Here is a 21165-nt window from a genome sequence, read left to right as displayed (position 1 = left end):
AGGATAAACTCTTCAGATTCTGAACAACTTATCGGACATCGCCAACTCGTCACCTTGTCCACTACGTCACCGGATGACGCTGACTTGCTAAAAAAATGGACGCTCATTTTCCCGCCCCAAACAACTGGGCTTCTCTCGACCCACCGACGAAGATGTCCGTTCGCTTTGCATCCGAGAGCGGATCAAACTTCATCACGGTCACTCGTTGCGGTGTGTCGGTCACCATCTCATTGGCGTCGACCGGGGAACCTCCCGACCTGACCGTCGCCCGTAAGTTCGATCCCACAGCGACCGCGTACTCCAATTGGGCGACCTGATCAGGTCGAACTGCAACGATCAACTTCGGCGTCTCACCATCCTTCGAGTCTTTCGATTTTCTGGCCGTCGGATTGCCGGGGGATCGAGTCGGCATGACGACGATGACGTCGTCCGCAATTGGCTCAACGCGAGTCCGTTGGGCATCCGTCAGTGTCACGTTGGCAAAGCCGCCTCGATTGCCTCCACGCGGCTCATCTTCCGTTCGACTGGCCACGAGATCCAAATGCTGACCGAACTCGAACGCATCGCCTCCGATGAGTCCCTCGGTGTCCAAGAAAAACAAAACCCTGCCAGGCGGGGTTGCACCGGACAATCCAGCCATGGTTCCCACGGGCATCAAATCACCTTCTTGGATCGGTACGGTGGCCGGAAGATCGTGACGGGGAATTCGCCCAACTAAATCCGACAACTCAGTGATCCAGCTTGACTGGCTCGCCGTTTCCATGGGTACCTGAATCGTTCGCACGTATGCCGTCGCGGGATCTTCAAAGCTGGTTGGTCGAATGGTTTGGTACGCCAACAAGGTCTGGCCCGGAATCGGAACGGCAACCCTACCGTCGGGAACATCCGTCGACGATTCGTCCGACTCGGGTCGTCCGCTGCGAACCAAAACGTTCACTGTTGCCCCAAGTTCCAATGCAGACGTGACCGCAGAGACGTCTTCCGCTGCAACCGCCAATACCACTTCCTCAACCGGCACGCTTAACAGTCGCTTGCCCTGTGATAGCGAAGCCGATGTTTCCGTACTGACTCGCTTGACCACCGGCGTCAACACGATCGCTTGGCGAGCGACGAGTCTGGCGGTCGTCTCATTTTCTTGGTCGCGACTGGATCGACCGGAATCGACCACCAAGTCCGCGCTCGGCAACTGACTGCCGGTCGAGAACTCAAAGCGGCTGAGTTTTTGCAGCGGGATGTTGGCGACCAAGTCGATCTGTTCGCCCATGCTGATGCGGTGCACGCCAGCAAGCTGCGCGGCTTCCAGCGTCATCGCTCGCATGCCCGGCGGAGTCGCACCCGCCAAGCCTGCCGGCGTCCCACGCTCGAAAAAGTTTAACTCGGCAAACGCAAAGCCGGACGATTTATCGCTCTTGACGACCCGTCCAATGATATCAGTCGCTTGCGTGAACGCTCCACCCAGTTTGACCAATTGGCGGTCGGTGACGATGGTCCCATCTTCTAATTGTAAGACAATGCCATCGTTGGTCTGCTGTGCTGCTTCCACTCGCTTGTCGACCAATGCTCCATCGCCATCCACGATCGTTGCACTCATCCCACCGAGCGCCGTCAGCGGAATCTCGACACCAGCAATGCTACCGGTGCGGGGATCCAACAAGTCGTTCCGAGTGACCTTGCTGTAAGCTTGAATCGTCTGCCAGTTCATCGGCAGAGAGATGGAATCGGGGCGAGACTCTTCGACCCGCCAAAACGCGAGTCGTTCCATGGGCACTCCGGATGCCCACAGTGAAGCGATCAGTCCAACGCCGAGAACCACAAAGACCAGCAGCAACGCCAGCACGATTTTGAATAGTCCGAAGGATGATTTTTGTTTTCGCATGATGGAATTCTTCGATGGTAGTGGACGAGGCAACGAGTCCGATCGCTATGCGACGCTGCCATCAACAACACACTATTTATGGAGTCGTTTCAGTGGAGGGTAAAAACACTTCCCTGCGAAAAATGGCATGTGACACGAGTACACGTCGGTAAGGACGAATGCCGATGGCACTGCCTGTCAATTCGGGACTGGTCATCGCTCCATGAATGCCAAGCCCATACTTACCCCCGTAAGTTCCTGCGTAGACCGACTCGCCAAGCGAGTTCTCAAACACGAGTGGTCGGTTGATCAAACTTCCGCGAAGATTGGTTCCGTCGATTGTTTCAACCGCATCGTCATCAGCGATGTTGGGATCGCCCCCGTTCGGCACGAATCTTCCTCGATCCTGAAAACTGCTCAACCAACTCGATTGGGCCGGGTAGTGGACACGCAACGCAACGACGCCACGCCTATCTTCGTTTGTGTTTTCGAGCGAAAAGGGATCAGGATTCGTGTCTGGATCATCGATCTCCTCAACAACGTCGACCCACCGGATCCGCTCGCCACCGCCGCCGTTGTTGTGACCCTCTTTTCTCTCAACGACGAGAGGGATTTGAACCACGTAATCGTCCGCGACATAATCGGGATACTCGATTCCCGAATCATCCGCGGTATCTTGAGAGCGTTCCAGCAACGCACCTGGATACCGCATCAATCGTCGATAGCCAGGCTCTTCATTCTCGAGTGTCTCGAAACGCGGATCGAGAACATCGTCGCGAATGTAAAGCACCGCCAACTGCTGATTCAACAACGGCATTCGTGGAACAACATCGGTAAAGAAGTTGTAGTCTGGGTGCTCTTGTTCCAGCTCAGTCAAATCGATGACCAACCAGCGATCGTCATAGATTCGCTTGCGGACAACCTCTTGATCGAGCGCATCCTCAAACGTCTCATCAAAGGGCAGCGGCGTTTGCGAAAGTTCTCGGGCGCCCACATTGGCCGCTTGTTGAATTTGCCCCGCTGCGTAAATCCAGATTCCGAACGTGATCGCAGCACCGACCAGCATGTACAGCACCAGCGCGACGAGCCCAAACTCGACGAGTGCTTGACCGGCGCGTTGATGGTGGCGCGTTCGCATCATTTCTCGCTTTTCATGATCTGAAAGAGTTTCTGAAGCAATTCGTGTAGCTCTTCGTGACCTGACTTCACCGCATCATGCTTCTTCGCCATGGCCTCATGTTCGGAGGAGAACTTCTTATGTTCCGCCTCCAGTGCTTCGTGATCCGTCGCATCGCCGTCATTCTCATGGTGGGCAATTTCTTCACCGTGATGCATGGCGTGATCCTCATGAGCCCGCATTTCTTCATCGTGCTCGATCAACTCGGCTTCGTGTTCATAAATCTTTGCCTGAAACTTGGCCATCATCGCCAACGCTCGCATGTGTTCGGCTCGCCATTTGGCATGTTCGGAAGCCCATTTGTCATGCTGCAAGTGAGCGGCTTCGTGTTCCTTCTTCATGCCCGCATGGTCATCGGCGTTGGCGACAACATTCGAGGCGAGCGAGACAAACGCAACGATCAGAGCTAGTGCGATCTTCAACATGAAACCAATCCTTTTCGAGTCAGACGACGAAATAAACGAAACCGAGATAACCCACGAATCCCGCCGCGATGGCGGGCACGTAGGCGTAGTCTCGTTGACCGCGAAGCATCGCGATCAACGAAAGCACGCCACCGGCGATCGCCATTCCAAACAACACAATCAAAATCCCAACGGGTCCGACCAACATCCCCAGCGCGATGATGAGCTTCCCATCACCGCCACCCAGCTTCGCAAAGCGAAACAGTCCATAGGCGATGGCAAGTCCGACGATTCCGCCGGCCGACACCCAAGCGATCGACATCCCGAGCCAGCCTATCAGTGACGCAACGACGGCGGTGACTCCGATCGCTAACGAAATCCAATCTGGTATTTCGCGAGTTCGTAAATCGAATGTCGTTGCAATAGCAAGCAAGGCAGTCGTGATGATGGCGAGCGTGAGAAACAAAGAGCGATCTCATTGAAGAACAGAAACCACCCATGACGGAAAATTCCGCCATAGGTGGCTGAAGCGTCCATATGGAAATCGGTCCGGCTTATGGCTCGAGAATCAAACCGCCGAAGCCGTCGCCACCAGCAGCCGTGGTCGCACCGAAGACGTTATTGTCCAAACGACCGGTGTCGGTGTTGCCAACAATCGTTGCAGCGTCCAAGGCGATTGCGCCCGTATCCGCACCAGTCGTTTCGATCAGTTTGCCGCTGACCAAAGGTCCGTTATCATCGGCGTGCGCCCCCGGGAGAATTGCCGACACAGATGCGATCAAGTCGCTGGTCTTGTGACCGAAGACGGAAATCGCTGCAGCGCAGATCAATGCCACGCCGGCGATGATCAGACCGTACTCAACCAGGCCTTGGCCCTTCTTGTTGTTCAAAAACTTACGCATGTTTGTTTTCCTTTTCTAGAAAACGAGTTACTGAAAAAACTTTTGCCGCCTGACCAAAGGTTCCGCATGACCAATGCAGGCGCGTGCGGCGGCGACGAACAGACCGCACACGTTTGTTTTGTTTTCGTAGTGGACGAGGCGACGAGTCCCATGCCGCCGGACTCGTGACCTCGTCCACTACGGATTTGATTTCTTAAGGAGCCCCACCGCGTGAGCACAACCGATCGGGTTTGGTCGGACCGTTGACCGATCACACCGCACGCGGCGGGACGTATGATGTCGGCAGTCCATTTGTTTTGACGCAACAAGCACACAGCCTGAGCATCAAATCCAAACGTGGTGGGACAATCGTGTGAAAGGGTTCCCGCATGTCATGCAACTGTGGAAATAACAGGCTGAAAGCCTATCCCACGCGCAGATAGCGAAAGCCGTTACGCGACGACCGGTGGCCCGCGCGGCTGCGGGATCGAAAGAAGAGTTGCCGCAAGAACGGGTTCAGGGGCAACAAAGACCGGGCTGGAAATAATCTCGAACGGGAGTGAAACCAGCAATTCCCAAGTCACACCACCCGGACTCGCCAACGACTGGCAAATCACACACGTGTCGGAATCGTGATCGTGCTGACCGCCCGAAACAGGAGCATCGTGCGTGTCAGAAACCGTCTTGGCGGTTTCCTGCGGCGGTGCGTGGTGCTGACAGACATGCGAATAAATCACGACGGAAGCTGTCTTGTCAGACGCTACGCCGGATTGGACATGAGCATGATGTTCGCAGTGACCCACGTGCAGCCAGACAGGAGCATGACCGAGAACGATCACGCCGCACAGCAGGCTAGCTAGAATAGGTCTGATCAACGAAGACATCAAAAAGACGTTCGATTGAAGAAGGTTGAGTTGCAAAATGGCCCGACCAAAGACGATTGCTTCCCCTTACGATGACCACATGCAATCGGTTCGTCAAGACTTCCAAACTTATTTTGTAACGTTAACATAAGTCGGCGTCAGAAACCGGCAAGTCCGGTTCTGTAGTGGATTTCATGAATCGACCATGAAGAATGCGATTCGATCGAACCCTAGCAATTGACATCACGTAGCTTGGTCTGACACAATCTTCACATCCTTGGTCGGACCGTTGGTTTTGCACCTTCGAGATAAACGCTGCAGGCGTGATTCGGGGTTGTCTCATAAATTAACGTTGGAAACTGATCCTTTGACGTCGCTCCGAGTCCTAACCGTTTACTTGACTCTAGCAACATTGCTGTTTGGCAATGCGGCGGGTTGGGTTCACTTTGGATGCTCCCGCCATCACGCGGATTGCCGTCCAAGTGCCTCGGTGGCTGCCAGCAAATCGGCCCAGTACGACCATCGCGGTCATCGCTGCTGCGATCACGATCACGGCAGTTCTTGCCATGCCAAGTCGCCGGAGAAATCGGAATCAACAACCGACGAATCTGAGTCGGAATCGCCGGCCAGCGAACACGATTCGAACGAATGTGCGGTTTGCCAAAGCTTCTTTGCTTCGCGTCATGCGGTGATGCTGTTTGATGCCGCTGGCGTCATTGAATCGCTGGCCGTTGCCGGTGATGTCGTGTTCGTACGGGATGTGTTCGCACCGAGCCATCACTCCTCCAGCCACACGGTACGGGGACCGCCGAGCGTTTAACGCTCGCGTCTTTCTTTCCCCTGTTTTCCTCCCGTACCGAAGGTGCGCTCCCATGGCGATTGCCCATGAAGTGCCTAGATTGGCGAGTTGGTTGTCTCGCGTGATGACGACCGACTTTTGCCCCTGGGCGAATCGTTTTCTTTACTGGCTCAAAGAACCCATCGGCTGGTTCGTGCTGGCGACGGCTGTAAGCGTCATGGTCGGGCTCTATCTAAGCCCGATCGGTTGGACACTGGCGGCATCGCTGTCCGCGATCATGGTCGTCGGCATGGCTTGGCCGCTGGTGGCGGTGTACGTCACGACGTGTGAGTTGCGCCCCGAGGTTGACCGCGTTCACGAAGACGCCCCATGCCGGATCGTCGTTTCGGTTCGCAATCGAGTTCCTGTTCCCGTTTGGGGCTTGGCTGTCGAAGGCTATCTGGATTGCGAAGGGGATGAGCTGCTTCCGACAGTCGGACTGGCTTGCGTTCCGCCGTTGTGCATCAGTGAATTCGGCATCACGGTGAAGCCGCCGCTAAGGGGACATTACCCTATTCAAACACCGCGAGTTGCCTGCTCTTTTCCCTTCGGCATTTGGACGGCGCGTCGCAAGTTAACGACGACAGAATCATTGACGGTTTGGCCGAAAGTATTCCCTGTGCAAGGTGTCTGCCCAATCGTCGGTCTGACCCCTGCGGATCATGGCGACGGAAATCGGGGTGGCCGTAGCGGCGACTTTGTTGGCGTGCGAGCGTACCGTCGCGGCGACTCGGCGAAACACATCAACTGGGTCGCGTCTGCAAGAGTAGACACGTTGGTCGTTACCGAACGCGGCGGTCCCCAATCGGTGGAGTTGGATGTCTTCATTGACACGCGCATTCAGTCTGCCGCTGGGAGAATCGAGCGTCAGCGAGGAGCGGGCGACCAAAGAGCTTTCTCCCCTCGCTTAGGATCAACCCTTCTTGATAGGGAGGGTGAAAGGAGAAACCTGGCCGAGCGCATGCGCATGGCGGCCAGCGTCCTGATCAACCTGCATCAATCGGGCGTGCCGATGCGAGTGACGGTCGGATCAAAGCGTCTGCGTCTGGCACAGGGCGTCAAAGGTAGGCGTCAGATTCTGGATGCACTCGCGGATGTTCCGGCCGATGGCAAGGACTCGTCAATCCAGCCTGAACAGTCCAGTAAACATGCAACGATCGAATTCTTGAGCGACTCGCAAGGGCGTGAAGTGGTTCGCCTGGTTGATCCGCATGGCGGACGCCGAGCCGGCGGACTATCGCTGACGAAGTTGATCGCGTCGGGCGAGACGCTTACGGATCAAGTTCGCGAATTTTGGACGGAGGTGCGAGATGCCGACGTCGCCGCGTAAACGAATCGAGACCATTCTGCTGGCGATCCTTGCGATCGTGTCGGTCCTGCCATTGCGGTTCTTTGTGGAGTCGCGGTTCTGGTTTTTGGCCGAGATGGGAACTTTGGCTTTCCTGTTCTGTGTAGCGGAAGTCGCCAAGACCTTTGGTCATGAAACGCGGAAGCCGAAACGATTGGCGAGTTCTGCTACGGTCGCGCTGGCGACGACGCCGATCGCATTTGCGGTTTTTGCCCGCATGTTCGGTTCGCCGATTGCATTTGAAATGTCGGGATTATCGACCTTTGGTGCGATGTCGCTGGCGATCGCGATGGCGGCAACGTCCGAACGCAACCAAGCGATGTCGCTAGTCGCCAGCGGATTCTTGGTTCTATTCGCCACATCGATTTCCGATGACACGCGAGCCGTCTGGGTGGCCGTGCTTTGGATGAGCGGCTGTGTTTGGCATTTGGTCGCCAATCACTGGGAAAAACTCGATGTCTGCTTGGCCGAGTCGGTGCGTCCGGCGGTCGGCATTCGCCCGGCCAGCGTGCTGGCGGCGACTGTGCTGTGCATCATCGGTGGCCTAGTCGTCCGTGATCGTTTTGGCGGCTCCAATCGGATGGCTTTCGGGTTCATGCCGACCAGCGGCGGATCGAAGTGGTCGGACTCTGCGGCACGCAGTGGCATCGGAACCGGCGACGCAGCAATCGCAGCGAAGGATCACGCTGAATCATTCGGTGCGGTCGAATCCGAGATCTTTTTGGAGTCTACCGAATCGACGTTGTTCGACATGGCCAACGACATGTTCGGGGAACCAAAAAAGAAGAACAAATGGGAGCGTCGCCAGGCGATGGGCAGCGACAACGTGATCCCGATGCACGAGCGGGCCTCCAAATCGGAACAAGGCGGATCATCGTTCAGCATCGATCGCATGCAGCCTAAGAAACACCATCATTTCGACGATGCCACCAGCGACGCGGTATTGCAGTGGGACGGACCAACCGGAATCCGACTCGCGATGGAACGATACGATGCCTTCGATGGAGTGGACTGGACAAACTCGGCGGACCATTCCATCGAAGAACTTAACCAACAAGAGATTGACCAGCATGTTTGGTTCTTTGATCCCAAGCTGCAATCCAAAGCCATTTCCGACAGTGACTCGGTGTCGGTCAATTTGCTGAAAGTGCTGCGGCTCGATTCGACTCGATTCCCATCTCCGATGATGACAGCGGGACTGCATATCAAGGATGTGAATCGTCAAGATTTCTTCGGCATCAAGAACGACGGATCGCTGTTCATGCCCGGACGCGAAAAGATTCCGCAGTTGACGGTCGTGAACTTGGCTTCGATCAATGTGATGGAGGACGAGCTGGTTGAGCTGAAGTCTGACCCTGCCTCCGGGCAACGCCGTAGCGGATTTTTTGATTTCACTCGCCCTCGGGGAGAGTCGGCCTCTCAGGGCCGGAGCGGGCACACGCAACCCTCCCCGGCCGCTACCGCGTCCGACCTTCCCGCAAGCGGGAGTGTGAATGGGGACGCTAGGTCGCCCTACGAGCAACTGCAATCCATCGTCAACTATTTGCGAACGGAATTCACTTTCGATCGTAGCAGCGAAAATACAGTGGACGGGTTCTTGAAAACTCGACGTGGGGGCGATCACCTGTTTGCGACCGTCGCCGCATTGAAAGCTCGCGAAATTGGACTCCAATCGCGACTGGTCACCGGCTTCTACGTTCGCCCCGACTCATTCGAAATTTCCGCTGGGCATGCCAACATCACGCCAAATGACGTTCACGCTTGGGTCGAAATCAAACTTGACGACGGAAGATGGTTCGAGATCGAACCGACGCCAGGATATCAACAGCCGGTTTACACGCCTTCGTGGTGGCTGGTCCGCAAGCGGTTTGCTGCGGCGCATTGGATTCACGGACTGCTTGCACTCGCAATCTGTGGACTGCTCTATCGGACGCGGCTGGTCTGGGCCGAGTGGTTATTGGGGGGCATCTGGTCGCTGTCACGATGGCTGCGACCGAAGTATCAAATCGGACTTGCCATGCGTATCGTGGAAACTCGAGCCAGACTGCTTGGCAGTGCTCGACCGCAGGGAAAACCGCAACGGGATTGGTTGGAGTCCTTGGTCAACCGCGATGTCCAGCTGCAAGATCATGTAAAGCAATTCTGTGATGTGGCCGATCAAGCGATCTTTGGCGGAAGCGGACCGATCGACCGTCGCCGACTCAGCTCGGTTGTTCGAAAACTGAACACAAAACAACTAAAACTAGCAACACGGGAAGCGACGGCATGAGTGTGGTAACGGAAAACGAAACGCATACGGCGCTACAGGCCATGCGTGACCAACTCGGTCGCGTGCTGTTGGGCAAGTCGGACCAAATCGAAATGGTGATCGCGTGTTTGCTCGCGCAGGGTCACTTGTTGCTCGACGATTTGCCGGGCACTGGGAAGACGACGCTCGCCAAAGCCCTCGCCGAGTGCCTCGGTGGTCGGCTGTCACGGATTCAGTGCACGCCCGATTTGCTGCCTACCGATGTGACCGGTTTCAATATGTTCAACCAGAAGACTCGTGAATTCGAGTTCCACGCCGGGCCGGTATTCGCCGACGTGCTGCTGGCAGACGAGCTCAACCGTACGACTCCGCGCACACAGAGTGCATTGCTCGAAGCGATGGCTGAGCGGCAAGTCACGATTGACGCGGTTCCCTATCCTTTGTCCGAAACGTTTTTCGTCATCGCCACACAGAACCCGATCGATTCTCACGGCGCCTATCCCTTGCCGGAAGCTCAACTGGATCGGTTCACGATCAAGCTGCAAATTGGCTATCCCGACCGTGCGGCTCAGCTTGGCATTTTGGAAAACGCTTCGCGGGCGGTTGGCCCCGACAAAGAGACTCATAGCTCGCTACCGCTGGCTGAATTGCGTCGGATGCAGCAACACGTACAGACGGTCACCGTTCATCCTCGAGTTCGCGAATACTTGGTCGATTTGGTCGATGCGACACGCGAAGATGTGTCCATTCAACTCGGCGTCAGCCCCCGAGGCATGTTGCACTGGCAGCGGATCGCTCAAGCCTGGGCAGTCCTGCAAGGCCGCGACTTCGTGACGCCGAGTGACGTCGCCAAAGTCGCTCATCCCGTCTTGACGGTTCGACTGCTAACCACGACGGACGATGTTGATTCCGTCGTTGACCGCATCATGAAACAAGTCCCTGCACCGGAATACAAATGATAATGAATCTACCGTGGGCAAGGCTTTCAGCCAGGCAAAAAGGGCGAGCGACTTCCTGCACGCCTCTCCTACTCTTGCTGTTCGTCGGTTGCGGTACCGACGAGCCATCCAAGGCGTCTTTGTTTGAGCACGATCATCATATCGCGGCACATTGGCCAAACGGTCTGGCAGACCTGTCGACAAAACTACGTAGCCGCATGAAGAGCGCTAAAAGTGGCGCGCAATTTCATGAAGACAAAGATACACACCAGGACGAACACGAAGATGAGCACAGGCACGGAGACGAACACGCCCCCGTCCCACTTCGTGACCAGATCGAAGACCTCGTCGATTGGGTCGCAGAAATCGCTGCGGACACGAACCTTTCCGAAGCCGACTGGATTCCGCTGCACGAAAAAAGCGAATCGGTTTCGGCAAACTTGAAGGCCAACCGTGGCGATCTCACTGAAGAGCAACTTCGCGAACTCGAATCGCTGTGCCAACTGATCGACGATACGATTCCAAAAATTCCCGAACAACTGCCCGACCTGAGAACGCCCACGTCATGAACCAATCACTCTCGATCATGTTGATGGGCGGACTGATTCGCGTCCTGCAAGGCTTCGCAGCCGCCGCGCCGACGCTGTTGGTTGGTTTGTTGATTGCATCCATCATGCGATATTATTTGGCTGACAAGGGCATGCGGCGTTTGTTCGGCGGCGATTCGCTGCGATCTTTGCCACAATCATGGCTAGTCGGCATGTTGTTGCCGGTCTGTTCGATCGGTGTGTTGCCGATATTGCGAGAAATGCGTCGGGCGGGTGTAAAGCCTGGTGCGATGTCCGCATTCGCGTTGTCGGCACCCTTATTCAACCCGCTTTCGCTGCTGTACGGACTGACGCTCAGCCGACCGATGGTGATCATACTTTTCGCGTTTGGATCGTTGGTCATCGTAACGGCGCTGGGACTATTTTGGGATGCGATGGCGAAGTTTCGTGAGCCGACGAAAAACACCCTCTTGCTTGCGGGAGGGTCGTGCGCCATAGCGGTCGGGAAGGGTGAGCCGGAAACTCGCGACCACCTCATTAGTCTTCGACGACTCGCTGCCACATTCGTTCACATTGCTCGCGAACTGACCGGTGTCAGTCTTGGCACGACCGTGTTGGCACTATCGGGCCTAGCGATTCTGGCAGCCGTCCTTCCCTACGGCGCGATGCAGCATTCCGTCGAGCGTGACGACTGGTTTGCACCGCTGACAATGCTCGAGGTAGCGATTCCCGTTTACGCAACGCCCATGCTGGCAATGAGCCAACTCGGGATGATGTTCCAGCATGCCAATTCTCCTGGCGCCGCGTTCACATTGTTGATCCTAGGCACTGGCATGAATTTAGCAACGCCGGTCTGGTTCGGGAAGCACTATGGCTTCAAAGCGACAACGCTCTGGATGGTTTCGCTTGTCGTGATCGTATTGGGAATCTCCTACGCGATCAATCGGCCGCTCGTTCCGCCCGGCGTTGAGCCTGCTGGTCACACGCATGCCTTCGACATCTATGCCAACCCGATTTCGGTGTACCACCACTTTGATATGAGAACGCTTCGTGACTTGGTGGTGAAAGACCTCGACATCAGCGTCGTCGTCTCGCTCGCAGTACTGGGCGTTATCGGATTGATCGGGATCGGATTGCGATTGTTGAAAATCGACGAAGCTTGGTTGATGAAGACCGCCAAGGCTAACGCGTTCGCTTCATCACTGACTTCAGACGAGGCGAAAAATCGAAAGGGTCTCGACGTGGTTGTTCCGCCCGGTGTCATTGGCGCGACCATGTTGGCCGGTTTGGTCGCGCTGAGTGTCGTCGCCTGTTTTGCTTACTATCCATCGCCGAAGGAGTGTCTGGACGAAATCAGCATGGCGCGGGCGGAGTGTCTGTCGGCGGCCAACAGTGGGCAGATCGATCATGCTTTATTTTGGCTGCCGGTTTGGGAAGACTGGAGCCGGCGGCTGGAGGTCGGCACGTTTATCCGCTCTGGCCAGATTCGTCCGTATCAGCGAATGCAAGGCTATCTGATCCGGAAAAAGCTGGAGAACCTGGAGCATGAACTCGAGCACGACCCGTTTGAATCAGACGAGACGAAGCGGGTTGTGCGGGATATTCTGTCCACAAATTCACGTTGGGTACGCTCATTTCGTCCGTCAGAGTGACTCGGGGCTTCACAGCATGTAGAATTAATGGCGGTCGGACCGGATTGATTGCACTTCTACGTGGATAATCCGTTTCATGTTAGTATTAAAAAGACGTTATTCGCGTGGCTTCACGTTGATCGAGTTGTTGGTGGTCATCGGGATCGTTGGCATTTTGATCGCATTGCTTTTGCCTGCCGTTCAATCGGCACGCGAAGCCGCACGCAGCACCGATTGCAAGAATCGTATTCGGCAGCTTGCACTCGCGACGCACCTGCACCATGACGCGGTTGGATACTTCCCGCCAGCCCGATATGAATCGCGTCCCGACGCCGATCCTGCCGACCAATGTGGATTGGAAACACCGACATGGCTCGCTCGTGTGATGCCGTACATCGAACAGGTTGCGTTGGGCGATCAATGGGATTTTTCAAAGCCTTGGCACCAGCATCCCGAGGCTGTTCGTACGGTCGTACCCGACATTTTCCTTTGCCCGTCGCGGCGCAGCGGCACTCGTCCGATTGGCACTCGTAATTTGCGTACCACCGTCACTGGTGGTGGTGGTCGCCTGCCGTGCGGGTGTCCGATTCCGCCACGTCCGGTCGACGTGACACTCGACGTCGAAGGCGCCCTGAGCGACTACGCCGGCAACCACGGCGACCTGACCCCCGGGGCGACTGGCCAGCCGACGGATTTCTATTTCGGCGGCAACGGAACCGGCGTCATCATCAGCGTGCGCCCTGACTGCAAAGACGGTAAAGCGATTGCACCATCGGATCGGATTCGATTGGCGTCGGTCAGTGATGGAACATCCAGCACATTCCTGTTTGGGGAAAAATTTGTCTCGCTCGATCGTTTGCAGCAATTCCCCGAAGATTCGCCCGCCTACGACGGCGATCACTTACCCGCGTCTTGCCGCTTGGCTGGCCCTGGCCTTCGATTGGCAAATGGCCCCAGCGACGTGCTGGCCGACATGTTTTCGTTTGGGAGCTGGCATCCCGCCGGTGTTCATTTCGCGCTTGTCGATGGAAGTGTTCGACTATTTAGCCCCGACACGGACACCCAAGTCTTGGGATCGCTCGCCAATCGCTGTGATGCGCGTGTGGTGGAACTGGAAAATTGAAAATGCATTGCCCACGGAGTCTGACCTTGGGAGTCGCCACTGTGCTCGCCTTTCTGGTTAGCGGTTGCGGCGGAGCCAGCGGCACGCACGAAGGAATCGTTCTCTTCGACGACGGCACTCCGGTGCGATCGGGTAGTGTTGAATTCCGATCGCTTGCCGATGGTTCTCGCTACGCCAGCCGCATCGCCACCGATGGCAGCTTCGCGCTTACCGACCAAGACGGCGAAATGGGCTGTCCACCAGGAGAGTTCGAGGTCGTTGTGGTGCAGATTGTCCTGACCGAGGACCTAGCCGCCGAAGCACACGAGCACGGTCGAACTGTCCCACGCCGCTACGCCGACTACTATACTAGCGGCCTGCGGATCACGATTCCGGAACAGTCCGATTCTCCCGTTCGGGTCACGTTGGAAACGAGCGATCTTTAATTAACTTCACAATTTACCGTCATCTCTGTTTCTCAGTTTGGCATTACCTGGCGTTCTCGGCTGATCTTGGAAGAGACCCGTTCTTCTTAGGGGTTGTTAGACCAAGCTTCTCAAGAATCCAGCGATTTGCAACGCCAAGCCCTTTTCACGTTGGAACCGTCTGAACGGTCAAGGCGTTTGTTAACCCAGACCGGCAGAGAAACGGGAAAAAAGGGAAATCGTGCCCCGAGAGCTAAAACCATCCCCGATCACATAACCCAGGTAATGGCAGGACGAAAGAAACGAAGAACGCGTCCGGCAAACGCGGCACCGCGCAAACACCGAAAAACGTGAGCAACAATGAAGAAAGGCCGACATGGAAACCATGCCGACCTTTCTTCACATCAGGGTCGGAAACGAATTTGATCGTTCCGAGAAGTTTTGGGACTCGGGTTCGAACCGACGACTGCCGGGCAATGTGCCAAGCTGGTCATTAGGTAACACACGTCGCCGAATTCTCTCCGTCGTCAAGTTCGATGTTGCTAGGGTTTGTGGCTTGAAAGGTATTGCGACAGGTGGGACAAGGACCGACAACGCGAGACATGGAACTCAAGATGATCAAGTTGATCGAGTCATCACGCGTGACCAACTTTGACCAACTTTGACCAACTTGATCACCTTGGCTGGTGAAAGGCCGATTCAGCCCTACGTCAGCGATCGATAACTGCCTTCGATTTCGGGTCGCGAAACTCGTCACCGCGTTTCCACGGCAGTGAATTCACCGGGGGCTAAAGAAAAGGGCCATCGTAATCAATGGATTATGATGGCCCAAGCGTTAGCTCGCTTCGAGCCGTCCTTTGAGCGATTCGATCAACTCGCTGGCCTGGCGGATGGTCAGTTGTTTGGGTGATGAAACCGCGAACTCCTGCTGCAGTTGACTCGCTAGATGCACGTTCGCTTTCGATGCGATCGCGTGGATTGCTCGGATTTGAGCGTCGGTTGCTTCACGGATCCGCGACTGTCCGTTGCCTTTGGCTGAAGTATGCCCGTTGAGCCGAGGAACATCGTTTGCTGCACGACGCGACGAGGGCGTTGTCGCACTCGGTGCATCACCCCCAAGCTCACGTTCCACTTCTTGCCGGCACAGTCGGTAGGCTTCTTGTATGCGTACAGCCAACTGATCGCTTTGGCCGAACAGCGAGTCGCCGTCGATTTCAAAGTCGATATGGCAGCTTGCACCGTGACTGCCGTAGTCAGGCTGGCCTCGTTTTCGGTTTAGGCCAACCGTAATTCGGGTCGACATTCTGAGGTTCTCCATGCTAGGTGTATTTGAAAGGCTGTAAGCGTCAGTGAACGACGAGCTCACCGGCGAGCAGATTCAGCGTGGTGTCTTGATCGAGTGGCAGATTCCGTAACCAGCGTGTGAACTGGTGGGCCATCAGCCCTGCGGCGATCGAGGCGGTGTAGATCGTGCCGTGTGACGTGCGGGTGCCTTGCTGAGCGTCTACAGCGGCGAACAGCGTGGTTGCGTAGTGATCCGACGAGGGGACGTTGTGAGCGGCTAGTACGCGAATGACTTCGCCTAACATGCGTCCGTCAACAAACAGTTCGACTCGCCCCCGCACAGACCGCCAAATGGCGGAGCGTGCGGTGATCGAGTCGACGCAACAGAACACCACGTCACCGGTGCTCTGCTTCGCTCGGTAGCGGTCGACAATCTTGTCGATCTTGATCGCCGGATCAATCTGCCCGATCGCATGTGACGTTGCCGCCACTTTCGTCTTGCCGGTGTCGGACGCAAGGTAGCCTTGTGTCGTGACATTGGTCTTTTCAACCGTGTCGAAGTCGACCAGTTGAATCCGGCGAACGCTGATCGACGCCAGCTGCAACGCAACCTGGCGTCCGATGGCTCCGACTCCGATCACTGTGACTGTAAGCCCTGACAGGCGGTTCGCCAGGACGAGAGCCGATTGGCGAACAAAACGATCTTGAGCCACCGTCATGATGCCACCCACTGAGTCGCATGCCACTCCAAAGCGTCAATCTCCATCGGATCGCACTCCAGAGCAAACGGATCGTCGATGGTGGACTGTGGCTGGTGTCGAGCAGTTTCTTGGACGCTGAGACCGACTTGGTGTCGGCGTCGAACGTGCCAGCAGCTTGCCGAGTCTGATCACTGCTGAGTGTCTTGCGGACACCTGGCCAGCGAATGTGCAGCCGTACCGCGGTGGTTTCGGCTTGTAGACGCTCTCCGCGCCAGTCCAAAGGTCATCCTTCGGACAAGGTTCATCATCGCTGATCCCATAGCGGTCGCGATACAATTGCCAGATTTCGTCCTTCTGTTGCCGACTCGGTAGGTCCAGGAAGAACACACCGTCAAAGCGTTCGGCCCGGCTAAGCTCCGGTGGTAGTTTCCGGACGGCGTTCGCGGTCAAGACAACGAAGACATCCGTCGAAGTTCAGCGTTGATGCGTAAACACGAAAGGTAGTGAGGGTGAAAGGTATCGGCTGGCTGCCGGACCCTGAACGAGATTGAGCTCCGAAAACATGGTTCCTGTTGGATACTGCCCAAGGCCTGTGCATGTTGGAAGGCAATACTTGTCGCCGCATTTTGGCGAGCGGCATCGAGAGTCCCGGAGTCGAAGATCCACTCGCGCTCTACACAGCGTTTTCATGGCAACCAGTGAGACCCAAACGTCCTTGATCCGATTATGACTTCCAATCACGACGAATCGAGTATGCCTGCGAAGCGGAGAAAGCAACAAAGGCAAATGACGCTTTGGGAGTCGGATGACTGCATAGTACCGTTGACGCCGGGTAATGCCGGTCGAGGGAAGCGGTCAGGCCGGCACGCGAATCGAGTCAAACATCGACCACACTCAGCGGTGGAACGTCGGTGAACGAGCGACTCGATCGCATCACCACGAGAGCGAAAGGCGATGCAGCAGCCACGTTCAACAACGTCTTCACGTTGCTCAACAACGAGCTACTGTTCTACGCCTTTCGACGACTCAAACGAGACAAGGCACCGGGAGTCGATGGAGTCACGGTGGACGACTACGAAGTCAAACTGCAAGAAAACTTGCAGAGCCTCGAAGATCGTCTGCACCGCGGCAGCTATCGACCTCAGCCAAGTCTACGACGAGAGATTCCCAAAAGCGGAGGTAAAACTCGCCCATTGGGAATCGCCTGCGTGGAAGAAAAGATCGTACAGCGTGCGATCGTGATGATCTTGGAACGTATCTATGAAGTGGACTTTTGCGACACTTCGTATGGTTATCGACCAGGACGCAGCTGCCACCAGGCGCTGGCCGATTTAGGCCAGATCATTGTCCGCGAGCGAGTGAACTTTGTCTATGACGCCGACATCGCTGGCTTCTTTGATAACGTTTGTCATGAGAAACTCGTTGAGCTTCTCGGGCATCGACTTAAAGACCAACGCCTGCTGCGACTGATCACGAAGTTCCTCAAGTCTGGCGTGACGATTCAAGGCACGCGGCACGATACGACCAAAGGTATTGCGCAAGGTTCGGTTCTTTCTCCACTCCTAGCGAATGTGTATTTGCACTACGTGCTGGATGAGTGGTTCGAACAACAGGTGAAGCCACGGCTTACAGGCCAGGCTTCGATCATTCGCTTTGCGGATGATTTTGTCTGCACGTTCGAGCGAGAATCGGATGCAAAGCGTTTCGCGGAAGTGTTGTCCAGGCGTCTTGGTCGTTATTCGTTACAGTTAGCCGAGGCAAAGACGAAGCTGATCCGCTTTGGTCGCTTTGCCCGCCGCGATTGCCAGCGGCTGGGTGAAGGGGCCCCGGGCACTTTCGACTTCCTTGGTTTCATGCATTACTGCGGCACCAGTCGCAGCGGCAAGTTCAAGTTGAAACGGAGAACATCGGCAAAGAAATTTGGTGCGAAGGTAGGTGAGCTGAAAGACTGGTTTCGGACTCAGCTAACGACACCAATCTCCATAGTATGGCCAACGCTGGTGCGTAAGCTTCAAGGTCACTTTCAGTACTTCAATGTCAATGACAATTGGGAGATGCTGATGAAGTACCAAGAGGCTGCCCGTCGGTTAGGTCTACGTTGGATGCGGCGTCGTAGCCAGAAGGGCCGCGACTTGAGTTGGGAGGCTTACGAGCGTTACCTCAAGCAGCATCCCTTGCCGAATCCAGGTCAAATCACGGACTTGATCGCTATGACGAGGTCGAAGTAATGTCGGGTGACAGGTGTCGGTTGGGAGCCGGATGCGTTAACAGCGCCCGTCCGGTTCTGAGAGGGTTCGGTGATCAATTGGGCAAGGATAGGTTGATATGGCACCTCATGCGGGAAACCGCTAGGAAACGGAGAAAATCAACGCTATGCTAAACTCGAAAGACTCCGTTCTACTCGCCCGGAGCCGGGCTTGCGAGCTTTCACAAATGGACAATCAACTTTTCCGGCCCGGTGACGGGCAACGTTCGCAGACCAGTCACCTATTCTGAGACCTTGCTTCAAATCCCTTCAATCTTCGGAGTGAAACAATGAACCTGAACGCAAAAGAAATCTGCTTGACAGAGAGATGGCACCGCATCGCCTTCTTCGTATTTGGAATCACATTCTCAGTTGCCTTACTGCCAATGCTCGTTTGGCCACAATCAACGATGGCTCGCGGGTTTTGCATCGCCGCTGGAGTGATCGGGTTGATCGCATTAGTATCTCTGGGCGTCGCTGCGGCACGACACGTGATCGCACCGAGTCCCGCGCCAGACAACACAGCCACGTGAGGCACAGAACCGCGCAAGATGGATTGCTCGGTCGCAGTGGCCTTGCTCAACAACGCCAATTAATCGGCGAACCAAAAAATGCACCCGAGTTGCCGATCGGGCGTTTCCTGAAATCAACGTCACTTGGCGGCAACCGGGTGATTTTAGACGTTCGCTCTAAAATGATAACACGCGCCTTCCTGATATTCTGTGCCGTTGGCTTGGTCCCGATCGCGCTGGGCTACGGAGCCATGCCTTCAGCCAGCTTGGACGCCCTCTTCGGCATCACCGTCGATACGACCAATCTCACCCACATCATGCGCGCCGTGATGGGGCTCTACTTCGCAATGGTCGTGATCTGGTTGTGGGGTGCGTTTAGTCGGTCGATGGCCGGGCCCGCTCTTGTCGCCTGTGCGGTGTTCATGCTTGGACTTGCCGCGGGGCGTTTGCTGAGCTTTGTCCTCGACGGCATGCCGCACTGGTTACTCATCGTCTACGCTGTTTTGGAAATCGTGCTTGGCGCGGTTGCCGTCCTTCTCTACCAATCTCGAACCAGATCCGACCGAGCCTTGTCTGCAAAATGAAACACATCACCGTCTTCCTCGCCTTCATCGTATCGCTGGCCGCCGGCGCAACGCTACGGTCCGCCGAACAGCCCAACATCCTGGTCATCTTTACCGACGACGTCGGCATCTGGAACATCAACACCTATGCGCGGGGGATGATGAGCACGCGCACGCCGCACATCGACAGCATTGCCGCGAATGGAATGCTCTTCAGCGACTACTACGCCGAGCCTTCCTGCACCGCGGGACGCTCAGCCTTCCTGACCGGCCAGTTTCCAGTGCGAACAGGGATGCATACCGTCGGCCTCCCCGGAGACCCGAAGGGCCTGACTCCGGAGACGCCAACGCTGCCCGAGTTGCTGAAACTGCAAGGCTACAATACCGGCCAGTTTGGCAAGAACCACCTCGGTGATCGTGACGAGTTTCTGCCCACGATGCATGGCTTCGACGAGTTCTGGGGTTGGCTCTATCACCTCAACGCGATGGAGTATGTCGAGGATCCCGACTGGCCGAAGGACGACGCGTTCCAGCGCTTCGCGCCGCGCAACGTGATTCATGCCTGGGCACAACCGGATGGCACCCAGAAAATCGAAGATGACGGACCGCTTCCCACGGAGCGCATGAAGACACTCGATGATGAGGTCAACCGGCACACGATTGATTTCCTGAAGAGATCAGTGGAGGACGGAAAGCCCTTCTTTGCGTGGTATTGCCCCTCTCGGGCGCACGTTTGGACCCATCTTTCGGAGAAATATGAAGCGATGCTGGGCCAGAACGGGTGGGGACTTCAGGAGGTGGTGATGAAGGACCTTGACGACCATGTGGGCGAGATCCTGGAGGCGCTGAAGGATTTGGGTGTGGCAGACAACACCATCGTCGTCTTCACGTCTGACAACGGGCCGGAAATCATGACGTGGCCCGATGGCGGCATGACGCCATTTAAAGGCGAGAAGGGCACCACCTGGGAGGGCGGCGTCAGGGTGCCCATGATTGTTTCGTGGCCCGGCAAGATCAAACCGGGGATTATGAACAACGGTTTGTTTGATGGAAAGGACTGGCTGCCGACCTTGGTGGCTGCAGCCGGCGGACCAAGTGATCTGAAGGAGCAATTGCTCAAAGGCTACCAGGGCCACAAGGCCCACCTCGACGGCTACAACCAATTGGATCTACTCCTTGGCAAAGGCGAGTCCAGCCGTGAGGAGATCATCTACTACGAACGCACCCAGTTGCAGGCGGTGCGCTACGGTGACTGGAAGGCCCATTTCATCGTCCAGCCACACGGTTGGGGCGGCGCAAAGGAACGCCTCAACGCTCCGCTGCTTTTCAACCTTCGCAGAGATCCATTCGAACGAGCCGCCGAGGAGTCTGGAATGTATGTGAATTGGCTGGGTAACAAGATGTGGGCCTTCGGCCCAGCACAGGCGATTGTGAAGCAGCACCTGGCCACCTTCCAGCAATGGCCTCCAGTTTCGCCCGTCTCCAACCAAGCCCAGCTTGAGCGGTCTCTCGAGGACATGGACAGCCGCCGTTGACCTGCAGCCACCGCCGTGAAATCAGGATGAAGAAGTTCCGGACGCTTTCCCTGTTTGTGTTGTGCGT

Annotated in this window: 20 protein-coding genes and 1 pseudogene; 12 read left to right on the top strand and 9 right to left on the bottom strand. The window is 56.1% G+C overall.

The genetic code is table 11. From position 1 onward, the window contains the following. Positions 1-103 precede the first annotated feature (103 nt). The 6 genes from Poly41_RS29795 to Poly41_RS29770 all read right to left on the bottom strand — a co-directional run bounded on the left by Poly41_RS29795 (position 104) and on the right by Poly41_RS29770 (position 5201). On the bottom strand, positions 104-1876 hold the full coding sequence (locus Poly41_RS29795) for an RcpC/CpaB family pilus assembly protein (protein ID WP_146531020.1): 1773 nt from the start codon (positions 1874-1876) through the stop codon (positions 104-106). Positions 1877-1952: 76 nt separating this feature from the next. Next, the gene (locus Poly41_RS29790; RefSeq protein WP_231616062.1) at positions 1953-2996 is read right to left on the bottom strand and encodes a TadE/TadG family type IV pilus assembly protein; all 1044 of its coding nucleotides are present in this window, start codon (positions 2994-2996) and stop codon (positions 1953-1955) included. Continuing rightward, the gene (locus tag Poly41_RS29785; RefSeq protein ID WP_146531019.1) at positions 2993-3457 is read right to left on the bottom strand and encodes a hypothetical protein; all 465 of its coding nucleotides are present in this window, start codon (positions 3455-3457) and stop codon (positions 2993-2995) included. The genes Poly41_RS29790 and Poly41_RS29785 overlap by 4 nt, the downstream gene beginning before the upstream one ends. 19 nt (positions 3458-3476) lie before the next feature. Then, the gene (locus Poly41_RS29780; RefSeq protein ID WP_146531018.1) at positions 3477-3902 is read right to left on the bottom strand and encodes an A24 family peptidase; all 426 of its coding nucleotides are present in this window, start codon (positions 3900-3902) and stop codon (positions 3477-3479) included. Between the two features lie 88 nt (positions 3903-3990). Then, entirely contained in the window at positions 3991-4338 is a 348-nt protein-coding gene (locus Poly41_RS29775) for a class III signal peptide-containing protein (RefSeq protein WP_231616061.1), read from the bottom strand. 431 nt (positions 4339-4769) lie between these two features. Next, the gene (locus tag Poly41_RS29770; protein ID WP_146531017.1) at positions 4770-5201 is read right to left on the bottom strand and encodes a DUF2946 family protein; all 432 of its coding nucleotides are present in this window, start codon (positions 5199-5201) and stop codon (positions 4770-4772) included. 331 nt (positions 5202-5532) lie between these two features. On the opposite strand from Poly41_RS29770, the gene Poly41_RS29765 reads away from it, so the two are divergent. From Poly41_RS29765 to Poly41_RS29730, 8 genes are all read left to right on the top strand, one after another. Further along, complete coding sequence (locus tag Poly41_RS29765) at positions 5533-6000, top strand: DUF2946 family protein (protein ID WP_146531016.1); 468 nt, start codon at positions 5533-5535, stop codon at positions 5998-6000. A gap of 52 nt (positions 6001-6052) precedes the next feature. Then, positions 6053-7348, top strand: a complete 1296-nt coding sequence (locus Poly41_RS29760; protein ID WP_231616060.1) for a DUF58 domain-containing protein — start codon at positions 6053-6055, stop codon at positions 7346-7348. Next, the gene (locus Poly41_RS29755) at positions 7329-9635 is read left to right on the top strand and encodes a transglutaminase-like domain-containing protein (protein ID WP_146531015.1); all 2307 of its coding nucleotides are present in this window, start codon (positions 7329-7331) and stop codon (positions 9633-9635) included. Before Poly41_RS29760 ends, Poly41_RS29755 begins: the two co-directional genes overlap by 20 nt. Next, positions 9632-10573 carry an AAA family ATPase gene (locus tag Poly41_RS29750; protein WP_146531014.1) on the top strand — a complete coding sequence of 314 codons (942 nt, stop codon included), beginning with the start codon at positions 9632-9634 and terminating at the stop codon, positions 10571-10573. Before Poly41_RS29755 ends, Poly41_RS29750 begins: the two co-directional genes overlap by 4 nt. Before the next feature lie 197 nt (positions 10574-10770). Beyond that, the gene (locus tag Poly41_RS29745; RefSeq protein ID WP_231616059.1) at positions 10771-11121 is read left to right on the top strand and encodes a hypothetical protein; all 351 of its coding nucleotides are present in this window, start codon (positions 10771-10773) and stop codon (positions 11119-11121) included. Beyond that, entirely contained in the window at positions 11118-12752 is a 1635-nt protein-coding gene (locus Poly41_RS29740; RefSeq protein ID WP_146531013.1) for a permease, read from the top strand. The genes Poly41_RS29745 and Poly41_RS29740 overlap by 4 nt, the downstream gene beginning before the upstream one ends. 76 nt (positions 12753-12828) lie before the next feature. Next, positions 12829-13854 carry a DUF1559 domain-containing protein gene (locus tag Poly41_RS29735; protein ID WP_146531012.1) on the top strand — a complete coding sequence of 342 codons (1026 nt, stop codon included), beginning with the start codon at positions 12829-12831 and terminating at the stop codon, positions 13852-13854. Between the two features lie 26 nt (positions 13855-13880). Further along, positions 13881-14279, top strand: coding sequence for a carboxypeptidase regulatory-like domain-containing protein (locus tag Poly41_RS29730; RefSeq protein WP_231616058.1), 399 nt, complete (start codon positions 13881-13883; stop codon positions 14277-14279). A gap of 814 nt (positions 14280-15093) precedes the next feature. Here the strand turns inward: Poly41_RS29730 and Poly41_RS29725 are convergent. The 3 genes and pseudogenes from Poly41_RS29725 to Poly41_RS35220 all read right to left on the bottom strand — a co-directional run. Next, on the bottom strand, positions 15094-15561 hold the full coding sequence (locus tag Poly41_RS29725) for a hypothetical protein (protein ID WP_146531011.1): 468 nt from the start codon (positions 15559-15561) through the stop codon (positions 15094-15096). Positions 15562-15604: 43 nt separating this feature from the next. Further along, entirely contained in the window at positions 15605-16288 is a 684-nt protein-coding gene (locus Poly41_RS29720) for a ThiF family adenylyltransferase (protein WP_231616057.1), read from the bottom strand. A gap of 219 nt (positions 16289-16507) precedes the next feature. Next, positions 16508-16711: pseudogene (locus Poly41_RS35220) on the bottom strand (AAA family ATPase); the annotation flags it as partial. A gap of 443 nt (positions 16712-17154) precedes the next feature. Here Poly41_RS35220 and ltrA point away from each other — a divergent pair. From ltrA to Poly41_RS29695, 4 genes are all read left to right on the top strand, one after another. Beyond that, entirely contained in the window at positions 17155-18471 is a 1317-nt protein-coding gene (gene ltrA / locus Poly41_RS29710) for a group II intron reverse transcriptase/maturase (RefSeq protein ID WP_146531009.1), read from the top strand. Positions 18472-18778: 307 nt separating this feature from the next. Continuing rightward, positions 18779-19021, top strand: a complete 243-nt coding sequence (locus Poly41_RS29705) for a hypothetical protein (protein ID WP_146531008.1) — start codon at positions 18779-18781, stop codon at positions 19019-19021. Between the two features lie 89 nt (positions 19022-19110). Next, complete coding sequence (locus Poly41_RS29700; protein ID WP_197231826.1) at positions 19111-19584, top strand: DUF4345 domain-containing protein; 474 nt, start codon at positions 19111-19113, stop codon at positions 19582-19584. Beyond that, positions 19581-21098: an arylsulfatase gene (locus tag Poly41_RS29695; RefSeq protein ID WP_146531007.1), complete on the top strand. Its 1518-nt coding sequence runs from the start codon at positions 19581-19583 to the stop codon at positions 21096-21098. The genes Poly41_RS29700 and Poly41_RS29695 overlap by 4 nt, the downstream gene beginning before the upstream one ends. Positions 21099-21165 lie beyond the last annotated feature (67 nt).

The organism is Novipirellula artificiosorum (genome assembly GCF_007860135.1).
GTDB classification, from domain to species: domain Bacteria; phylum Planctomycetota; class Planctomycetia; order Pirellulales; family Pirellulaceae; genus Novipirellula_A; species Novipirellula_A artificiosorum.
This window is presented reverse-complemented; position numbering and strand designations above follow the sequence as displayed.

Coding starts and splice junctions, on each gene's coding strand:
- Poly41_RS29795 (WP_146531020.1), bottom strand. CDS start 1,876: ATGCGAAAACAAAAATCATCCTTCGGACTATTCAAAATCGTGCTGGCG.
- Poly41_RS29790 (WP_231616062.1), bottom strand. CDS start 2,996: ATGATGCGAACGCGCCACCATCAACGCGCCGGTCAAGCACTCGTCGAG.
- Poly41_RS29785 (WP_146531019.1), bottom strand. CDS start 3,457: ATGTTGAAGATCGCACTAGCTCTGATCGTTGCGTTTGTCTCGCTCGCC.
- Poly41_RS29775 (WP_231616061.1), bottom strand. CDS start 4,338: ATGCGTAAGTTTTTGAACAACAAGAAGGGCCAAGGCCTGGTTGAGTAC.
- Poly41_RS29770 (WP_146531017.1), bottom strand. CDS start 5,201: ATGTCTTCGTTGATCAGACCTATTCTAGCTAGCCTGCTGTGCGGCGTG.
- Poly41_RS29760 (WP_231616060.1), top strand. CDS start 6,053: ATGGCGATTGCCCATGAAGTGCCTAGATTGGCGAGTTGGTTGTCTCGC.
- Poly41_RS29755 (WP_146531015.1), top strand. CDS start 7,329: ATGCCGACGTCGCCGCGTAAACGAATCGAGACCATTCTGCTGGCGATC.
- Poly41_RS29750 (WP_146531014.1), top strand. CDS start 9,632: ATGAGTGTGGTAACGGAAAACGAAACGCATACGGCGCTACAGGCCATG.
- Poly41_RS29745 (WP_231616059.1), top strand. CDS start 10,771: ATGAAGAGCGCTAAAAGTGGCGCGCAATTTCATGAAGACAAAGATACA.
- Poly41_RS29740 (WP_146531013.1), top strand. CDS start 11,118: ATGAACCAATCACTCTCGATCATGTTGATGGGCGGACTGATTCGCGTC.
- Poly41_RS29735 (WP_146531012.1), top strand. CDS start 12,829: ATGTTAGTATTAAAAAGACGTTATTCGCGTGGCTTCACGTTGATCGAG.
- Poly41_RS29725 (WP_146531011.1), bottom strand. CDS start 15,561: ATGTCGACCCGAATTACGGTTGGCCTAAACCGAAAACGAGGCCAGCCT.
- Poly41_RS29705 (WP_146531008.1), top strand. CDS start 18,779: ATGAACCTGAACGCAAAAGAAATCTGCTTGACAGAGAGATGGCACCGC.
- Poly41_RS29695 (WP_146531007.1), top strand. CDS start 19,581: ATGAAACACATCACCGTCTTCCTCGCCTTCATCGTATCGCTGGCCGCC.